Annotated in this window: 16 protein-coding genes; 7 read left to right on the top strand and 9 right to left on the bottom strand. The window is 70.6% G+C overall.

Annotation, left to right across the window (positions count from 1 at the left end):
* Positions 1 to 23: 23 nt before the first annotated feature.
* Complete coding sequence (locus F8566_RS39480) at positions 24 to 665, top strand: TetR/AcrR family transcriptional regulator (RefSeq protein ID WP_151567571.1); 642 nt, start codon at positions 24 to 26, stop codon at positions 663 to 665.
* Between the two features lie 90 nt (positions 666 to 755).
* Here the strand turns inward: F8566_RS39480 and F8566_RS39475 are convergent, their stop codons facing one another.
* Positions 756 to 4,127 carry a pyruvate carboxylase gene (locus F8566_RS39475; protein ID WP_151567570.1) on the bottom strand — a complete coding sequence of 1,124 codons (3,372 nt, stop codon included), beginning with the start codon at positions 4,125 to 4,127 and terminating at the stop codon, positions 756 to 758.
* 310 nt (positions 4,128 to 4,437) lie between these two features.
* On the opposite strand from F8566_RS39475, the gene F8566_RS39470 reads away from it, so the two are divergent.
* Complete coding sequence (locus F8566_RS39470; protein ID WP_151567569.1) at positions 4,438 to 7,917, top strand: AAA family ATPase; 3,480 nt, start codon at positions 4,438 to 4,440, stop codon at positions 7,915 to 7,917.
* Here F8566_RS39470 and F8566_RS50425 read toward each other — a convergent pair.
* The 5 genes from F8566_RS50425 to F8566_RS39445 are packed head-to-tail and all read right to left on the bottom strand — an operon-like array spanning position 7,914 to position 11,030.
* The gene (locus tag F8566_RS50425) at positions 7,914 to 8,639 is read right to left on the bottom strand and encodes a hypothetical protein (protein ID WP_192810091.1); all 726 of its coding nucleotides are present in this window, start codon (positions 8,637 to 8,639) and stop codon (positions 7,914 to 7,916) included. The two genes, F8566_RS39470 and F8566_RS50425, sit on opposite strands and share 4 nt — an antisense overlap.
* Positions 8,636 to 8,974 carry a PadR family transcriptional regulator gene (locus tag F8566_RS39460; protein WP_151567568.1) on the bottom strand — a complete coding sequence of 113 codons (339 nt, stop codon included), beginning with the start codon at positions 8,972 to 8,974 and terminating at the stop codon, positions 8,636 to 8,638. Before F8566_RS39460 ends, F8566_RS50425 begins: the two co-directional genes overlap by 4 nt.
* 39 nt (positions 8,975 to 9,013) lie before the next feature.
* A complete protein-coding gene (locus tag F8566_RS39455; protein WP_225993928.1) occupies positions 9,014 to 9,613 on the bottom strand; it encodes a CGNR zinc finger domain-containing protein in 600 nt (199 codons plus the stop codon).
* Positions 9,610 to 10,524, bottom strand: coding sequence for a pyridoxamine 5'-phosphate oxidase family protein (locus F8566_RS39450; RefSeq protein WP_225993927.1), 915 nt, complete (start codon positions 10,522 to 10,524; stop codon positions 9,610 to 9,612). Before F8566_RS39450 ends, F8566_RS39455 begins: the two co-directional genes overlap by 4 nt.
* Before the next feature lie 59 nt (positions 10,525 to 10,583).
* On the bottom strand, positions 10,584 to 11,030 hold the full coding sequence (locus tag F8566_RS39445; RefSeq protein WP_151567566.1) for a VOC family protein: 447 nt from the start codon (positions 11,028 to 11,030) through the stop codon (positions 10,584 to 10,586).
* 212 nt (positions 11,031 to 11,242) lie between these two features.
* Here F8566_RS39445 and F8566_RS39440 point away from each other — a divergent pair, with 212 nt between their 5' ends.
* Positions 11,243 to 11,422 carry a hypothetical protein gene (locus F8566_RS39440; protein ID WP_151567564.1) on the top strand — a complete coding sequence of 60 codons (180 nt, stop codon included), beginning with the start codon at positions 11,243 to 11,245 and terminating at the stop codon, positions 11,420 to 11,422.
* A 110-nt stretch (positions 11,423 to 11,532) separates the two neighbouring features.
* On the opposite strand, the gene F8566_RS39435 is transcribed toward F8566_RS39440, so the two are convergent.
* Positions 11,533 to 12,138, bottom strand: a complete 606-nt coding sequence (locus F8566_RS39435) for a TetR/AcrR family transcriptional regulator (protein WP_225993926.1) — start codon at positions 12,136 to 12,138, stop codon at positions 11,533 to 11,535.
* A 163-nt stretch (positions 12,139 to 12,301) separates the two neighbouring features.
* On the opposite strand from F8566_RS39435, the gene F8566_RS39430 reads away from it, so the two are divergent.
* Together F8566_RS39430 and F8566_RS39425 are read left to right on the top strand one after the other, a co-directional pair.
* The gene (locus tag F8566_RS39430; RefSeq protein ID WP_151567562.1) at positions 12,302 to 12,706 is read left to right on the top strand and encodes a hypothetical protein; all 405 of its coding nucleotides are present in this window, start codon (positions 12,302 to 12,304) and stop codon (positions 12,704 to 12,706) included.
* Positions 12,707 to 12,733: 27 nt separating this feature from the next.
* A complete protein-coding gene (locus F8566_RS39425) occupies positions 12,734 to 14,380 on the top strand; it encodes a serine/threonine protein kinase (protein WP_225993925.1) in 1,647 nt (548 codons plus the stop codon).
* Between the two features lie 164 nt (positions 14,381 to 14,544).
* On the opposite strand, the gene F8566_RS39420 is transcribed toward F8566_RS39425, so the two are convergent.
* Positions 14,545 to 14,835 (bottom strand): DUF397 domain-containing protein, encoded by a 291-nt coding sequence (locus F8566_RS39420; RefSeq protein ID WP_404800386.1) that lies wholly within the window; start codon positions 14,833 to 14,835, stop codon positions 14,545 to 14,547.
* Entirely contained in the window at positions 14,832 to 15,653 is an 822-nt protein-coding gene (locus F8566_RS39415) for a helix-turn-helix domain-containing protein (RefSeq protein WP_318836469.1), read from the bottom strand. Before F8566_RS39415 ends, F8566_RS39420 begins: the two co-directional genes overlap by 4 nt.
* A 400-nt stretch (positions 15,654 to 16,053) precedes the next feature.
* On the opposite strand from F8566_RS39415, the gene F8566_RS39410 reads away from it, so the two are divergent.
* Positions 16,054 to 16,557, top strand: coding sequence for an ATP-binding protein (locus tag F8566_RS39410; RefSeq protein WP_151567558.1), 504 nt, complete (start codon positions 16,054 to 16,056; stop codon positions 16,555 to 16,557).
* Between the two features lie 126 nt (positions 16,558 to 16,683).
* The gene (locus tag F8566_RS39405) at positions 16,684 to 17,076 is read left to right on the top strand and encodes an STAS domain-containing protein (protein WP_151567556.1); all 393 of its coding nucleotides are present in this window, start codon (positions 16,684 to 16,686) and stop codon (positions 17,074 to 17,076) included.
* Positions 17,077 to 17,132: the final 56 nt, after the last annotated feature.

The raw sequence follows: 17,132 nt of genomic DNA, 5'->3' as shown, positions 1-17,132 counted from the left end.
TCGAGCTGAGGTATCGTGGCCGCATGAGCGCACAACCGATGGGCCTCCGGGAGCTCAAGAAGCAGCAGACCAGGGAGAACATCTCTCATCAGGCCACCCGGCTCTTCCTGGAACGGGGCTTCGACAAGGTGACGATCGCCGACGTCGCGGCGGCGGCGCAGGTGGCCAAGATGACCGTCACCAACTACTTCCCGCGCAAGGAGGACCTGGCCCTCGACCTGCACGAGGTGTTCGTGGAGTCGCTCGCGCGCACCGTGCGCGAGCGCGAGCCCGGCGAATCGGCGCTGGACGCGCTGCGCCGCGCCCACCTCGCCGCGATCGCGGCACGCGACCCGGTGATCGGCTTCTCCGGTCCCGAGTTCGCCCGGATGATCATCGGCAGCCCGGCGCTGGTCGCCCGGCTGCGCGAGTTCCATGAGGAACGTGAAGCCGCCCTGGCCACCGCGCTGGCCAAGGAGACCGGTGCCGGGCCCGGCGCGATCCTGCCCCGGGTGGCCGCCGCCCAGCTGGGCGGCGTCCACCGGGTGCTGTTCGAGGAGACGTTGCGGCGCACCGTCGAGGGACAGCCGAACGAGAAGATCGCCGCCGCGCTGGCCGAGGACGCCGCCATCGCCTTCGCCGCGCTCGAACCCTCGCTCGGTGCCTACGCCGTCCGCACCCGATGAGCCGACCCGCCGGTTGCGGGCACGACCTGGGTGGGGAAACCTTTCCACACCTCGACGGCGCCGGACCGCACGACGCGAGGTGATCGGTGGCTAGGTGACGACGATGAGGAGGTCGCCGGCCTGGACGGGGGTGACCTCGGGAACGGCGAGCCGGGCCACCGTGCCCCCGACGGGCGCGGTGATCGCGGCCTCCATCTTCATCGCCTCGATGGTGGCGACGACGTCCCCGGCCGCGACCTCGTCGCCCTTGGCCACGCGCAGGGTCACCGAGCCGTCGAACGGGGCGGCGACGTGCCCGGGCTCGTTCGGGTCGGCGCGTTCGACCGGCGGGGCGTCGGAGACGACGGACTTGTCCCGGACCGACAACGTCCGCAGCTGGCCGTTCACCGTGCAGATGACCTGCCGGACGCCCGCCTCGTCGATCTCGCCGACGGCCTCCAGCATGGCCAGCACCCGGACGCCGGGTTCGAGATCGAACGAGATCTCCTGGCCGGGGCGCAGGCCGTAGAGGAACGCCGCCGTCGGCAGCAGCGACAGGTCGCCGTACGCGGCGCGGGCCTCGCGGTACTCCTTCGCCGGGGCGGGGAAGAGGAGCTGGTCGAGGGTGTCGCGGACCTCGGGCCCCGCGAGCGCCTTCTCCTCGGCGCCCGTGAGCTCGGCCCGCGCGGGGGTGAACTGCCGCCCGGCGAGCGCGGTGCTCCGGAACGGCTCGGGCCAGCCGCCCGGCGGGTCACCCAGCTCGCCGTTCAGGAAGCCGATCACGCTGTCGGGGATGTCGTAGCGCTCGGGATGCGCGGCGAAGTCGTCGGGGTCGGCGCCCGCCGCGACCAGGTGCAGCGCCAGATCGCCGACGACCTTGCTCGACGGCGTGACCTTCACCAGCCGGCCGAGGATGCGGTCGGCCGCCGCGTACAGCCGCTCGATCTCCTCGAACCGGTCGCCGAGACCGAGCGCGACCGCCTGCTGCCGCAGGTTGGACAGCTGGCCGCCGGGGATCTCGTGCCGGTAGACGCGACCGGTCGGCGAGGGCAGGCCCATCTCGAAAGGCGCGTAGAGCTTGCGGACGGCCTCCCAGTAGGGCTCCAGCGCAGTGAGGGAGTTGAGATCGAGGCCGGTGGCCCGGTCGGTGAAGTCGGTGTGCGCGACGATGGCCTGCAGCGGGGGCTGGCTCGTTGTCCCCGACAGCGGCGCCGCAGCGCCGTCGATCGCGTCCACGCCGGCCTCGACGGCCGCGAGGTAGGTGGCGAGTTGCCCGCCGGCGGTGTCGTGGGTGTGCAGGTGAACGGGCAGGTCGAAGCGTTCACGCAGCGCCGTCACGAGCGTGCGGGCGGCGGGTGCGCGCAGCAGGCCGGCCATGTCCTTGATGCACAGCACATGGACGCCCGTACCGACGAGCTCCTCGGCCAGGCGCAGGTAATAGTCGAGCGTGTAGAGCTCTTCGCCCGGATCTGACAGGTCACCGGTGTAGCAGAGCGTGCCTTCAACGAGGGCGTGCGTCTGCAGTACCGCGTCGATGGCCGGGCGCATGCGGTCCACGTCGTTCAGCGCGTCGAACACTCGGAAGATTTCGACGCCGGTACGGGCCGCCTCGGTGACGAACGCGCGCGCGACCGAGTCCGGGTAGGGCGTGTAGCCGACGGTGTTGGCGCCGCGCAGCAACATCTGGATGCACAGGTTGGGAGCGGCCTCCCGGATCTGGGCGAGCCGCTCCCAAGGCGACTCCCCGAGGAAGCGCAGAGCGACGTCGTACGTGGCGCCGCCCCACGCTTCGAGTGAGAGCAGTTGCGGAGTCATGCGCGCGAGGTAGGGCGCCGCCTTGAGGAGGTCGAACGTTCGCACGCGCGTCGCGAGCAGAGACTGGTGCGCGTCACGGAACGTGGTGTCGGTGACCGCGAGGCTCTGCTGTGCGCGCAGCGCCGTGGCGAATCCCTGCGGCCCGAGCGCGAGCAGCCGGTCACGCGAGCCCTCGATCACCGGGACGGACAGGTCGAGTTCCGGAAGCTTGGTCGCGGGGTCGAGATCGGTCGGCGCCTCGCCGTGCGGCTTGTTGACCGTGACGTCGGCGAGGTAGCGGACGAGGCGGGTGGCACGGTCGCCACTCGACCGCGCGGTCAGCAGCTCGGGGTGCTCGGCGATGTAGGCGGTGGTGACGCCGCCCGTGCGGAAGTCCGGCTCGTCCAGCAACGCCTGGAGGAACGGGATGTTGGTGGCGACGCCCCGGATGCGGAACTCGGCAACTGCGCGGCGGGCCCGCCGTACCGCGTCCTCGAACGTGCGGCCGCGGCACGTCAGCTTGACCAGCAGCGAGTCGAAGTGCGGCGTGACGATGGCGCCCGCGTGGGTGGTGCCGGTGTCGAGCCGCACTCCGGCGCCGCCGGGCGAACGGTACGCCGAGATCTTGCCGGTGTCCGGCCGGAAGTCGTTGGCCGGGTCCTCGGTGGTGATGCGGCACTGCACGGCGAATCCGGAGACCGTGATGTCGTCCTGGGAGATGCGCAGGTCGTCCAGGGTCTCGCCGCCCGCGATGCGCAGCTGGCTCTGCACCAGGTCGACACCGGTGACCTCCTCGGTCACGGTGTGCTCGACCTGGATGCGCGGGTTCATCTCGATGAAGACGTGGCGTCCTGCGTCGTCGACGAGGAACTCGACCGTGCCCGCGTTCACGTAGCCGATCTCGCGGGCGAACGCGACGGCGTCGGCGCACAGCCGTTCGGCCACGGCCTCGTCCAGCTGCGGCGCCGGGGCGATCTCGACGACCTTCTGGTGGCGCCGCTGCACGGAACAGTCACGCTCGCGCAGATGCACGGTGTGCCCGCCGCCATCGGCCAGCACCTGCACCTCGATGTGGCGCGGATGGTCCACGGCCTGCTCCAGGAACACGGTCGGGTCGCCGAACGCGCTCTGCGCCTCGCGCCGCGCCGTGTCGACGGCCGCCTCAAGGTCCTCGCGCCGGTCGACCCGCCGCAGCCCGCGCCCGCCGCCTCCCGCCGCGGCCTTCACAAAGAGCGGGAAGCCGACGTCATCGGCCACCGCCAGCTCCTCGCCCTCCGCCGGAGTCAGCGAGCGCAGCACTGGCAGCCCCGCCCGCCGCGCGGCGGCGACCGCCTCGATCTTGTTGCCCGCCAGCCGCAGCGCCGAGCTCGGCGGCCCCACGAACGTCAGGCCGTTGCGCTCGCACTTCTCCGCCAGCTCGGGGCTCTCCGACAGGAACCCGTAGCCGGGATAGATCGCGTCGGCACCGACCCGGAGCGCGGTCGCGATGATGCCGTCCACATCGAGGTAAGCACGCACCGGATGCCCGTGCTCGCCGATCTCGTACGCCTCGTCGGCCTTCTGCCGGTGCAGTGAGAACCGGTCCTCGTACGCGTACACCGCCACGCTGGCGATGCCGAGTTCGTAGGCGGCACGGAACGCCCGGACGGCGATCTCGCCCCGGTTGGCGACGAGCAACTTCCTGATCACGGCATCTTCTCCCAGATGGTGTGCTCCGGCGAGTGGCAGACCTGCGACTAATGAACCCTGCAACTAATGACCCTGCGACTACGACGTACCCAGTTGAGTAGGTGCCGCCTCGTGATCGCACTCGCCCGGAATGCGAACAAACCACAAGATCTCGCAAGGCGGAAAAAACACACGTTCGTTCGTGAGCTGCATCGGAACCACACCTTGTCACCGAACCGACACCTTGACACCGCGTAACCCCTAGGCTTTTGCACCGATTGATACGACGGGGGCCCGTTTCGGGTGCCGTTGATCCTGCGGGGAGGAACGTGTGGCGCTGCCGGAGCACCTCGAACTGCTGGTGAGCGACGAGCCGGTGCTCGACGTGTACGCGCACGGGCCGTGGCGGGTGCCGGACGGGCTCTTCGAGGAGATCAGGTCGCGCGTCGACAGGCTCGTCAAGGACCAGCGCTGCGCCGGGCTGACCACCGACCGGCACGGGATGCTCGCCGGTCCCACCCCGCTCGTCGCCGCGGACCTGCTCCTCACCGTCGACTTCCTGTGCGGCTCGGCCGCGATCGTGGGCGGCTCCCATTCGATGCTGGACCGCGAGATCCTGGGCCCCTACCACGACCCGCCCGCCGAGCCGCAGCGCAAGCCGACCCAGTGGGGGGCCGGTCCCGGCTCGTTCCGGCCGGTGGACTGGCTGCGGGAGTCACCCGACCCGGGCCTCGCCCTCGACCTCGCCCGGGAGTCGCTCGACGTCCTGGAGGGCCTGGAACCGCTGGAAAAGCGGCGGCAGGCGCTGATCAAGCTGTACGACGACCCGCCTCCAGACCTGGATCTGGAGGCGACCGTGGCCGAGCAGCACGCGGCCTGGCTCGCCCACGCCGACGATGAGATCCTCGCGGTCCTGCCCGAGCTGAGCGGGCCGATCGGCTATCTGGAATGGGTGTGCCAAGGGCTGCTGGCCGTCCACGCGCACCTGCGGGAGGTGGCCCCGCACGACGAACCCGATCTCGACCTGCTCGCGCACCTGGTGTTGCAGGCGGAAGTGGATCAGGTCCCGGCGGAGCTGTCGGCCGTGCTGAACGAGGATCGTTACGGCGAACTGCTCGAACGGTTCGCCGTCATCCGCGAGGACTTCCAGCCGGCCGAGTGGTTCCGGCAGGCAAGGGCGTGGCTGGGCCGCAGCCTGGGGGCGGGCGCCGCGGACGAGTGCCGGGCCTGGCTGGACATGTCGGTGCGGTTCACGGGCGTGGTGCAGGGCCTTCCCGACGTGGCCGACCTGCCGAGCCCGGTGTGGGTGCCGGTCAACCAGTTCCAGATGGACCTGCGGCGGCTGTACGCGCCGCGCCGTACCGTCCTCAACCCGCTCGCCAACTCGCTGAGCGACGCTCCGGCGCGGACGGCCAAGGCCAAGCGGAGGGCGGAGGTCGGCGCCGGGCTGGTCGGCCAGCCCGAGGTCGTGGCGGCGCTGGAGGAGATCGCCGACGGCGGCACCGAGCCGGTACGGCTGCTGCTGGCCGGGCCGGACGGCACCGGCAAGCGCGACGCCGCCCAGGAGATCGCGCGGCTGCTGCACGACCGCGGGATCACCGGACCGCCGGTGTGGCTGGCCGACGACTTCTTCGCCGGGAAGACCGTGGCGAGCGCGACCAACAGCCTCTACATCGACGCCCGTGACTGCAACGGCGCCAACCTGCTCGTCATCGACGGGCTCGACGACATGTCGCGCGACCCGCGCAGCGGCGAGGCCATCCTGGAGGAGCTGCACCGGGTCCTGGACGTCTTCGACGGCCTGCACGTCGTGGCGCTCTGCGAGACGGGCGGCGACCAGCGGATCCGCGAGGTCAACCCCGGCCTGTCGCTGCGGTTCAAGAAGGCCCGCACGCAGGCGTTCACCGCCGAGGGATACGCCGAGCTCTTCAACCGCGCCGTGCACCAGCGCGGCGCCCGCGCCCACAAGCGCGCGCTCACCGCCGCCGGGCAGTTGCTCGTCAAGACCCCTCCCGTACGCAACCTGCGGAACGCGCGGCTGGCGCACCTGCTCGCCGACATGGTGGTGGACGCCGTGCGGGCACGCACCGAGCCGGGCGGCGAGCTCGTCGTCAAGCGCGCCGACATCCCGGCCACGTTCGACGCCGCCGGATCGCCGAGCGACCCGCAGGCCGAGCTCGCCGCCCTCACCGGGCTCGCCCCCGTCAAGCACGAGATCGAGCTGCTGGTGGCCGGGGCGCGGGCCGCGCAGCTTCGCCGCGACTCAGGCCTGCCCGTGACGATGCCCGCCCGGCACATGGTCTTCACCGGCAACCCCGGCACCGGCAAGACCGTCGTGGCACGGCTCCTCGCCCGCATCTACAAGGATCTTGGCGTCCTCTCGTCGGGGCACCTGGTGGAGGCGTCGCGGGCCGAGCTCATCGGCGAGTACCTGGGAGAGACCGCGGTCAAGACCCGCGCCGTGGTCCAGCGCGCGGTCGGCGGCGTGCTCTTCATCGACGAGGCGTACTCGCTCACCCAGGCGGACTACGACGGCGACTACGGCGCCGAGGCGATCGCCGAGCTGGTGAAGATGATGGAGGACCACCGCGAGGACCTCGTGGTGATCGTCGCGGGCTACGAACGCGAGATGCAGCGCTTCATCGCCTCCGACCCGGGACTGGCCTCGCGGTTCCCGACCACGATCCGGTTCCCGGACTTCACCGACGACGAGCTCGTCACCATCTTCGCCGCGTTCGCCGCCGAGGCCGGACTCGAGCTCACCGCCGGGGCGCGCGAGAAGATCACCGACCTGCTGCGCCGCACGCCGCGCGGCCGCTCGTTCGGCAACGCCCGCCTGATGCGCAACCTGTGCGAACGCGCCACGGCGCTCCAGTCACGGCGGGTCGTCGAGCTGAAGAAGGCGACCCCGGAGCAGCTCGCCGAGCTCCGGCCCGAGGACTTCCCGCCCTCCCTGTCCGGCACCACGCGCAGCGTCCCCGCCAGCGATCCGATCGCCGAGCTCGACGGCCTCATCGGGCTCACCGAGATCAAGACCGAGGTCCGCAAGCTCGTCGCCGAGGCCCGCAGCGCCGAGCTCCGCCGCGAGGCCGGCCAGCCCGTGACGGTCCCGACCCGCCACATGGTCTTCACCGGCAACCCCGGCACCGCCAAGACGACCGTGGCCCGGCTGATCGCCCGCATCTACGCGCAGCTCGGGCTGCTCTCGTCCGGTCATCTGGTCGAGGTCGGCCGGAACGACCTCGTCGGCGCCTACCTCGGCCAGACCGCACCCAAGGTCCAGGCCGCCGTCGAACAGGCCCTCGGCGGGGTGCTGTTCATCGACGAGGCGTACTCGCTCACCGCCGACAACGACTCGTACGGGCGCGAGGCCATCGCCACCCTGGTCAAGCTGATGGAGGACTACCGCGGCGACCTCCTGGTCATCGCAGCGGGCTACGAACGCGAGATGGCCGCCTTCCTCGCCGCCAACTCGGGCCTTGAGTCCCGCTTCCCCAAGCGGCTGCGCTTCCCCGACTACTCGGGCTCCGAACTGGTCGCCATCTTCGAGCACCTCACGGCCGCCGAGGGCCTCACCCTCGCCCCCGAGACGACCGACGCCCTCCGCACGCTGCTGGCGCGCGCCGAGCGCGGCCCCACGTTCGGCAACGGCCGTCTCATGCGCAACCTGCTGGACGCCGCCATCGCCAACCAGGCCACGCGCATCACCGCAGCCGACCGCCCCGACGACGCCGAGATCCTCACCCTGCGGCCCGAGGACCTCCCGCCCACGACCGGCCCCGAGGCCGAGCGATACGGCCTCTACCTCTAGTGCCGGGGAGGGCGAGGACGGGCTCGGCGCCGGGCTCGGGCCATGGGAACGACGATGGCGATACCGGCGATGAGGGCGCCCGTCATGAAGCCCATGGCCATGCCGATGTCGCCTGAGAGTGCGGCCCAGGCGAGGACGGCACCGGTGAAAAGCGCGGCATAGACCGCGACGAAGACGTAGAAGCTTCTGCTCCAGAAGAAGTACCGGGCGGGCGCTTCCGGGGTGGTGTCCAGCTCACCCGCGGGTCCGACGCTGGCGGACTTCGGGCGCTTGAAATACATCCAAACGGTCCAGGCGACGGCCAGTTCCCAGCCGTCGGGGGCCAGGCGCTCGGCGGCGGCCTTGCGGCGCAGCGTGGGGACGATCTCCCGGCGGTACTCCCAGCGCTGCGGGCGTTCGACGTCGCGGCGGCAGGTGAAGCCGAGCTTGGTGTCGTAACGGTCGAGCTCCCAGCCCTGGTCGCCGAACTCGTTGAGTCGCCGCACCTCGTTGAACGCGTCGGCGTGGAAATGCCAGATCTCGGCGTCGGGCGAGGGGCCGGCGGAAGTGCGGCCATCCCCGGCGAGCTCGTCGGCGAAGCCGGCCGCGGGGCCGAACTCCTCGACCGGGTCGGCGCCGGACTCGGCGATGTAGGCGGCCAGATCGTCGACCGTGCTCGCGATCTCGTCGGCCGGCACGCCGCGGTCGCGCAGGTGGGCAGCCAGTTCGTCGAAGTAGGTCATGCCACCCCGCCCCGGTCGAGGACTGAACGTACGGACTCGTCGAAGGCGCGCCACAACCGGCTCTGCTCGGTCAGGGTGTCGCGGCCCTGCTCGGTCAGGCGGTAGTAGCGGCGGCCGGGACCCCGGTCGGCGACGCGGAACTCGGCGGCGACCAGGCCCGCCTCCTCCAGGCGGTTGAGCACGGGGTAGAGCGTGCCGCCCTTGATCTGGCCGAGACCCGACGCGGCGAGCGACTTGGAGATCTCGTAGCCGTAGTTCTCGCCCTCGGTGAGGGTGGCGAGCACCAGGAGATCGAGCACGCCCTTGAGCCAGCTCGCGCGGCGATCGGCAACCATGGCGGCAATGGTAGCAGTGCAACCTATATCGGTATGGAACTATGACGATCGAGTGGTGCGATGCCGCTCGTAGTGGCGGCTGACGCGGGCGCGGTTGCCGCAGCCGGACGAGCACCACTCGCGGCGGGGATGGTGTTTCACGAAAAAGAGCACGCAGCCCGGGCCGCCGCAGGCACGCAGGTCGGCGCGCTGCGGGCCGCCCAGGATCTCGATGGCCGACCGGGCGATGGCCGCCAGCACGGCGTCCACAGGCGGCGCCGCGGTCTCTTCGGCGACCATGGGCGGCGTGAGGGCGAGGTAGGGCCACCGCGGCGCGGCGGCTGCGGCGGCGTTCACGACGGCGAGCGGCTCCGGAAGCGGATCGCCGCCGTGGACCGCCTGGCGGGCGAGAGCACGGATCGCGTCGCGCAGCGCCACGAACCGGCCGAGGTCGATCTCCGCGAGGTCGCGCACGGCCGCCTCGGCGAGACCGTCGTCGAACGCGGCGGCGTGTGCGCGCAGCCACCCGGCGAGCGGCCCGGCCCCTGCCAGGCCTTCCCGCACGTCACCACGTGACGCGTACCTGGTGTTGCAGAACTCGATTCCGAGCGGCTCCCCCAGCGCCGGGGCGGCGGTCTCCTCGATCTCCTCGGGCTTCACGTGCGTATGGTGTCATCCCTTCCGGCGTTCTTCGGATCGAGCACGGCGATCTTCGGGTTGAACCGGTGGTACTCGCCGAACTCCCAGCTCCCCGGCAGGGCGCCGGGCACCTCGACGACCCGCTCCACGTCGAAGTCGACGACCTGGCGCGCACCCGGCACCGCCTTGGCACGCTCCGGGTCCCAGTCGACGCGGGCCCTTCCGGTCAGATGCAGGGTGTGCCCGTTCTCCCAGTCGACGAACAGCAGGCCGCACGCCGGGTCGAGTTCGAGATTGCCGAGAGTCATGTACATCGAGTTGCCCACGTACTCCGGCCATGCCAGCCGGGCCTCGCCGTCGGCGCGCACGAAGCCCGGGTTGCCGCCCCGGTGTGACACGTCCGCGCCCTGACCGGACGCGTGGGTGGCGATGAAGAAGGTGTCGGCGCGGTCGATCCACGCCAGCTGGGTGGCGTTGAGCGTGCGGGTCGTCCGTGCCGCGCCTCGTTCGCGCCCGGCCACGCCGTCCATGATCTCGCGCGTCTGGATGTACTTGGGACAGTTGGCGTAGACCTGCTCGGTTCGGATGAGCAGCCCGTCGCCGGTGGCGGCGGCCGTGCCGTTCACGCGCATCCGCCGCCGCGTCGGCGGCTCGATCGCGAGCATGCCGACCTCCCTGGCCCCGTCCGCGAAAAGCGGTCCCAGCAGGGCCGGCCGCCGGTCGACGGCGATGGAACGCGTGCCGACCGGCGTGGCGAAGCCGGACGGCCCGACGACCGCGTCCGCCCACATCGCCCCATCGTCGTCGGCCGCGCCCAGTACGAGCAGACGCTGCTGCGCCAAGAACTCTGCCGCGACGGGTGGGATCTCGGCGCCCACACCGGCCGATCCCCAGCCGTCGCGGGTCACGCCCATACGGCGCTGCAGCGCCACTTCACCAGGATGCCCGCCCACCGGTCCCCCTTGTTCTCCTCGCTAATCGTTTGCGCGCTCTAGAAGAAGCCGCAGGTCGGGGCTGACCGGGCCGGAGCCGGACTGTCGCCGGCGCCCGTCGGCGCGTAGATCTCCAGCCGGATCCCGTCGGGGTCCTCGAAGAAGACGCCGCCGGACTGGGCGCCCTCGCTGTGCGCGACGACGCCGTCATGGACGAGCGTCGCGCCCAGCTCGCGCAGCGTGGCCTCGGCCCGGCGCACGTCCTCGATGTCGGGCACCTGGAACGCCAGGTGGTGCAGCCCGGGAAGCGCCGTGGCGAACCGGCCGTCGCTCTGCTGCCACAACGTGATCAGCAGTTTGCCGTCGAGGCCCAGGAAGGCGTAGCGGCGCTCGGCGTCCGCGGATTCGCCGAGCGTCTCCAGACCGAGAACGCGCCGGTAGAAGTCGCCGGAACGGCCGAGGTCGGTGACGTTGAGGCCGACGTGCCCGGTGGTGAGGGTGGTCATACGCTCCCCTAATGGTTGCTTCCCAATACAAACATTAGGAATGATGACACGAGGAACTAACGGATGCAAGGCCGAGCAATCGTTAGAATCGACGGGATGTCGCATACTCGCGCCTCACCAGGGAATAGGGCGAAGGATCTTGCAGTTGCAACGATCACACGGACGATCCGGAGCCCCCGGCGTCCGTCGTTCATGCCCTGATGGAGGACGCCATGAGAAGCAGCATTCCCCGGCCCCGCAGGGCCAATGACCGCGCGCAGGTGCGGTCGACCTCGCTCCGCGCCCTCGCGGTCGCCGCCCGCCTGGAACGGCATCACGCCCCGGAGGGTCCGCCGGGCCACGAGAACGGCCGGGTCGCGCGGCCCCAGCGGCGCACGCCCGACCCGGCCTGATCAGCCGAACGGAGAGCCTCCGCCAGAGCACGACGGGTGCCGATCACCCGGCCGCGATCTGGCGGAGGCTTTCTGCCGTCCAGGGTCAGCAGGCGGGTTCAGCGGGAGCGTCAGCGGGCGTGGGCGGCGAACAACGCCCGTACCGCGTTGCGGGCCCTGTCCGCACCGAGATCGTCCACGACGGCCATGAGGTGCTCGGCCCCCAGCGAGGCGAGCAGCGCATGCGCCAGCGCCTCGGGGTCGCTCTCGCCGTCGAGGAGGAGCGTCAGATGCCGGTGCCAGAAGCGGTACGCGCCGATGCGATAGCGGGCGCCCGGCGAGGCGGTCTCGGACATCCGGACGAGCGGAAGATGGGCCAGCACGAAGTCGAGGTAGGCGTCCGCGAACGCGCGTAGCCGGTCCGCCGACGGCACCCCAGGCCCGAGCGGCGCGGGACCGAAGAGGATCGCATCCTGGAGCTCGCGTTCACGTTCGTCGAGGAGCGCCACCGCGAGGCCGGCCTTGTCGCCGAACCTGCGGAAGAGTGTCCCCTTTCCCACGCCCGCGGCGGCCGCGACCGCGTCCATGGAGACCGATTCCACGCCGTGCGCGGCGAAGAGCTCGGCCGCCGCCGCCAGCACCTTGGCCCGGTTGCGCGCCGCGTCGGCACGCTCCTTGGGAGGAGGCGTGCGCATGAGCTCCAGGTCCATGAACCCTCCGATCGAACGGCCCTCCACAAACGGACTGTAGTCCAATTGTTTCGGGCGACCCAGCGGCAACTGACCGGCGTGGCCGTCATCACAGCCCAAAACGAATATCCGTTCTTGATTGCCGGCACTTCTCGTGCCAGGCTCTTATAAAACGAGCATTCGCTTTAACTCGGCCGACGTGGTGGTGACGATGCAGGAGACGCTCTCGGCCCTCTGGCAGCTGACACCGCTGCGCATCGGCATCCGCCTGGTCAACGTCGCCCTCAACACGATCTCCGCGCAGGAGCTGCTCACGGCTCTGATCCACACGGAGCTCGTCGCCGGCCTTGTCGCGATCGCCTGGCTGGTCCCGTGGGAACGGCTGGCCCTCCCGGCCTTCCGCCGCCTCCATGCCAAGGCGGCCAAGCCCGTCCTCTACTCCGGCGCCACACCCCTAGCGTCGGCGCCCACACCTTCCAAGGGGGGTTCTGACCTGCGGCGCGCCGCCGTCCCAACGGCCGCTCCGGCGGTGGCGCGCCGCAGCCGGGCCCGCCCCACGGCGATCGCCGCGTTCCGGAGCAAATACCATCTTGAGGCAAATACTCTGGCAACGTAGCGACGCAAGCGACGGGAAGAGAGCGGTGTGACGGACAGGACGATGCCGGATGCCCACCCTTTGCGGTCCGGGGATCCGGAGCGGCTGGGATCGTATGTGGTCCTCGGCCGCCTCGGGGAGGGCGGCCAGGGTGCGGTCTTCCTCGGCCGCCGGGACGGGGAGTCCGCCGAGTACGTCGCGATCAAGCTCCTGCACGCGGGGCTCACGGCCGACGAGTCGGCGCGGATGCGCTTCGTGCGCGAACTCGAGGTCGCCAAGCGGGTTGCGCGGTTCTGCACGGCCCAGGTGCTTGACGCCGATGTGGCAGGCGACCAGCCCTACATCGTGAGCGAGTACGTCGCGGGGCTCTCCCTGCACCGCCTCGTGGAGGCCGAGGGCCCGCGTACCGGCGGTGCACTGGAACGCCTCGCGATCAGCACGCTGACCGCGCTGACCGCGATCCACCAGGCCGGGATCGTGCACCGCGACTTCAAGCCGCACAACGTCATGGTGGGCACCGACGGCCCCCGCGTGATCGACTTCGGGGTGGCCCGGGCGCTCGGCGCCGCCGGCGAGACCCAGAACGTCGGCACGCCCGCGTACATGGCGCCCGAGCACTTCACCGGCGGCGAGGTCGGCCCGGCGGCGGACATGTTCGCCTGGGGCGTCACGATGGCGTTCGCCGCCACCGGGCGCCCCGCGTTCGGCAACGACGAGATGGCCGCGGTGATGCACCGCATCCTGACCGGCGAGCCTGATCTGGGCAATCTGCCAAGCCCGCTGCGCGACGTCGTCCTCGCCTGCCTCGCCAAGGACCCCGCGCTGCGCCCGAGCGCGCGTGAGGCGCAGGAAGGCCTGGTCGGTGCGGCGAGCGGCAGCCTTCCCGTACCGCTGTCGGCCACCGACCCCCGGGCGGGCCAGCCGGCCGAAGGGGGCCACACGGCCCCGCAGCCACCCCCGTACGAGCACCTGACTCCTCCCCCGGTAGGCCAGGCTCCGGCCGCCGTGCCGCCGCCTCTCCAGCAGCCAGGAAAGCCGAAGCGCAACCGCAGGCTCGTCCCGCTCGCCGCGGCCGCCGCGGTCGTCGTGGTGCTCGGGGGCGGTGCGGTCTGGGCGGCGACACGCTCCGGCGACGGCAAGAAGGCGGACCAGAACACCTCCGCCGCCGACCAGTCGCTGCCGAGCACCGACCCTGGCCAGGGGGGCAACCCGGCGGGCTCGGGCGGCAAGCCCTCCAAGGACCCGAAGAAGTCCAAGGCGCCCAAGCAGAAGAACGGCCAGACCGACCCCAACCGTCCCAACGCCGGCGGCAAGCCCTCCAAGCCCCCTGCGGGCGGCGGAGGGGGCGGCGGCTCGGGCGGCGAGCCGGCCAACAAGTTCACGCCCCAGGCGGCATGTGACAGCGGCGGCCACGGGGGCGGCTACTACATACAGCGGAGCATGCCCGTTCCAGGTGGAACGGCGTACCTGCTCTACAACGCCTCCGGTTTCAACTGCGCCGTCACGATGAAGACCAAGAACGTGGGCAAGTCGTCTCCGGTCTCCGCCTGGATCCAGCGCCAGAGCGACGGTCAGAAGGACGTCGACAGCGGCTCGTTCGCCTGGTACGGCGGCCCTGTCTACGTCGAGGCCAAGAAGACCTGCGTCCGTTTCGGCGGCAACGGCGTCAGCTCTGCCTACGGCAACTGCGGCTGACACGGCCCGCGCCGCGAGTGGCGGGTGTGGGGGCGAGCCGGCCGGGTGGGAGTGACCGGCTCGCCGCCTTTCGACGATCGGGGCCCGAACAGAACGGGGACGGCCGGGCGCGCTCGTCGATTTGGGTGCTTCAGTTCTGTGTGGTGCCTCAGTTATGTGATGCGTCAGTTGTTGCTAGGAGCGATCAGATCGTCGAAGTCGCCGTCCTTCGCGCCGAGGATGAGTGCCTCGATCTCCGGACGGGTGTAGATGAGGGCCGGGCCCTCGGGGTGTCGGGAGTTGCGCATCGCCACCTGCCCGTCGGGCAGCTCGGCGATCTCAACGCAGTTCCCCTGGGAGTTGCTTCGCCGGGACTTCAGCCAGCGGGCTCCGTGGAGCTTGGTCGCGGGCATCCCGTTGTCGTAGGAGTTGTCCCGTCCGGCCATGTCATGGCCGTTCTTGATCTGGAGCATCATGTCTCTCTGAGAAGATCACCAAGAATCTCGACGGTGCGCTCCGGGGTCGCGCTGTCGACGCACAGGCGCTCCATCGCCTGCAGATAGGTGTCGACGTCGTCGCGCTTGTCCAGGTACATCGCACCGGTGAGGTTCTCGACGTAGACCACGTCCGGCAGGTCCTGCTCGGGAAAGCGCAGGATCGTGAAGGCCCCGCCCTCGGCGGCATGGCCGCCGAACCGGAACGGCATGACCTGGATGGTGACGTTGGGGAGCTTGCTCATGGTGATGAGGTGCTCGAACTGGCCCCGCATCACCTCGGGACCCCCGATGGGTCGTTTGAGGGCCCCTTCGTCCAGCACGGCCCACAGCCGTGGGGCGTTCGGGCCGGTGAGCCGCTCCTGCCTCTGCAGGCGCAGCTCGACGCGCTGGTCGATCTCGTGCTCGGTGGCGCCGGCGTTGCCCAGCCGGATGACCGCGCGGGCGTACCCCTCCGACTGCAGTAGTCCCGGCACGAACTGCAGTTCGTAGGTACGGATCAGCGTGGCCGCCTCCTCCAGTCCGACATAGGTCTGGAACCAGTGGGGGAGCACGTCGTTGTAGCGGTGCCACCAGCCCGGGGTGTTGGCGTCGCGCGCAAGTTGGAGCAGCGCGTCGCGTTCGGCCCGGTCGGAGACGCCGTACAACGTGAGCAGGTCGTCCACGTCACGTTCTTTGAAGCTGACACGCCCGAGCTCCAGGCGGCTGATCTTGGACTCCGACGCCCGGATGACGTAGCCGGCTTCCTGGCGGCTCACGCCTTTCGCCTCACGCAGGCGACGCAGCTGTGAGCCGAGCAGGATCCGACGAACCGTCGACCCGGTTCCCGGCGTCTCTGGAGTCACGCCCAACCTCCCGGCTAGATGGCGGACAGCGAACTTCCCCGGCGGAGCCGGGAAATCTAACACAGTGTGCCACTGGCCTACTTGTCCTGCCGCTACCTCCGATCATGCGAGTACGTCGCGCCGCAAAACCCTGCCCCCTCGGGGGTCCTGAGCAGATTCCCGAGCGGATGCACGTGCATTGGGCCTTGCATTCGCACGCTACGATGCGTAGGATAACGCACGAGACTTCCGAGCCACGGCTGCACAACGAGATCACTTTGCGGGGTCCCGGGAAATGACGTCACGCCAGGCGCACGACGACACGCGGTGGGGGCTGGCGCCTGCCGTGAGGCCGGCCGGAACACAGGACCATGCCGTGCACTCGACACCCATACCTGAATCCGCTGACCTGCCCGAACGTCTGGACGCCGCCCTCACCGCCCTCGTGCGGCCCGCGGGCCGCACCGTCTCGTTCACCGTGCTCCCCGAACCGGAATCGGTCACCGAGGCCCGCCACTTCGCGCTCTCCAGGCTGAAGGCATGGGACATGGCGGTCATCAGCGATGATGTCGGGCTGGTCGTCTCCGAACTCGTCACCAACGCGCTACGACACAGTGGCCATACAGGTGACACTTATGGTCGGCTCTCCGACCCGATGCGCTCCGCGCCGACCGCGATCCGGCTGCGGCTCCTCCACGAGGCACCCTGGCTCCTGTGCGGGATCCTGGACGCGAGCACCGCCGCGCCGCGCCGCAAAGAGCCCGACTACATCGCCGAGACCGGACGGGGGCTGCACCTCGTCGACTCCTTCTGTACGCGCTGGGGCTGGCGCGGACTGCCCGGCGGCAAGGTCGTCTGGGCACTCTTCCGTACCCCCTGAACGGCTTCCTGAACGCGACTCCATGAACACCGTGCGCACAGAAGATCCGGGCAATCGTGGATAACCCGCCGGTCGGAGGGTAGGGGCCGGACATCCCAGCAGCTACGACAGGAGCCAGGAGAACCGGTGGAATTCGCCGTCGAGCATAGGGTCGAGCGAGACCTCACAGTCGTCAAGATCAGCGGCGAGATCGATGTGTTCACCAGCCCCCGGCTGCGGGAGATGTTGCTCGACATCATCGAGACGGGCGGCCTCCACCTGGTGGTCGACCTCGGCGACGTCACCTTCCTGGACTCCACGGGCCTCGGCGTTCTGGTGGGCATCTACCACCGCCTGCGCGCCCGCGACGGCTCCATGTCGTTCATGGGCGTGAACGACCGTGTCCGCCGCGTCTTCCACGTCACGCAGCTCACAAAGATCTTCGTGCTGCACCGCTCCCTGGACGACGCCGTCGCCGCTCATGAGGCCGCTCGGCAGGCCGCCGACACCGCGGGACCGGGCTCCCGCCCCGCCACCTGAGCGGACCTGCGCTCGCGGGCCCCGACACCCGGTACGGTGAGTAGAGATCAAGCCCG

This window comes from Actinomadura rudentiformis (assembly GCF_008923185.1).
Lineage (GTDB): Bacteria > Actinomycetota > Actinomycetes > Streptosporangiales > Streptosporangiaceae > Spirillospora > Spirillospora rudentiformis.
This window is presented reverse-complemented; position numbering and strand designations above follow the sequence as displayed.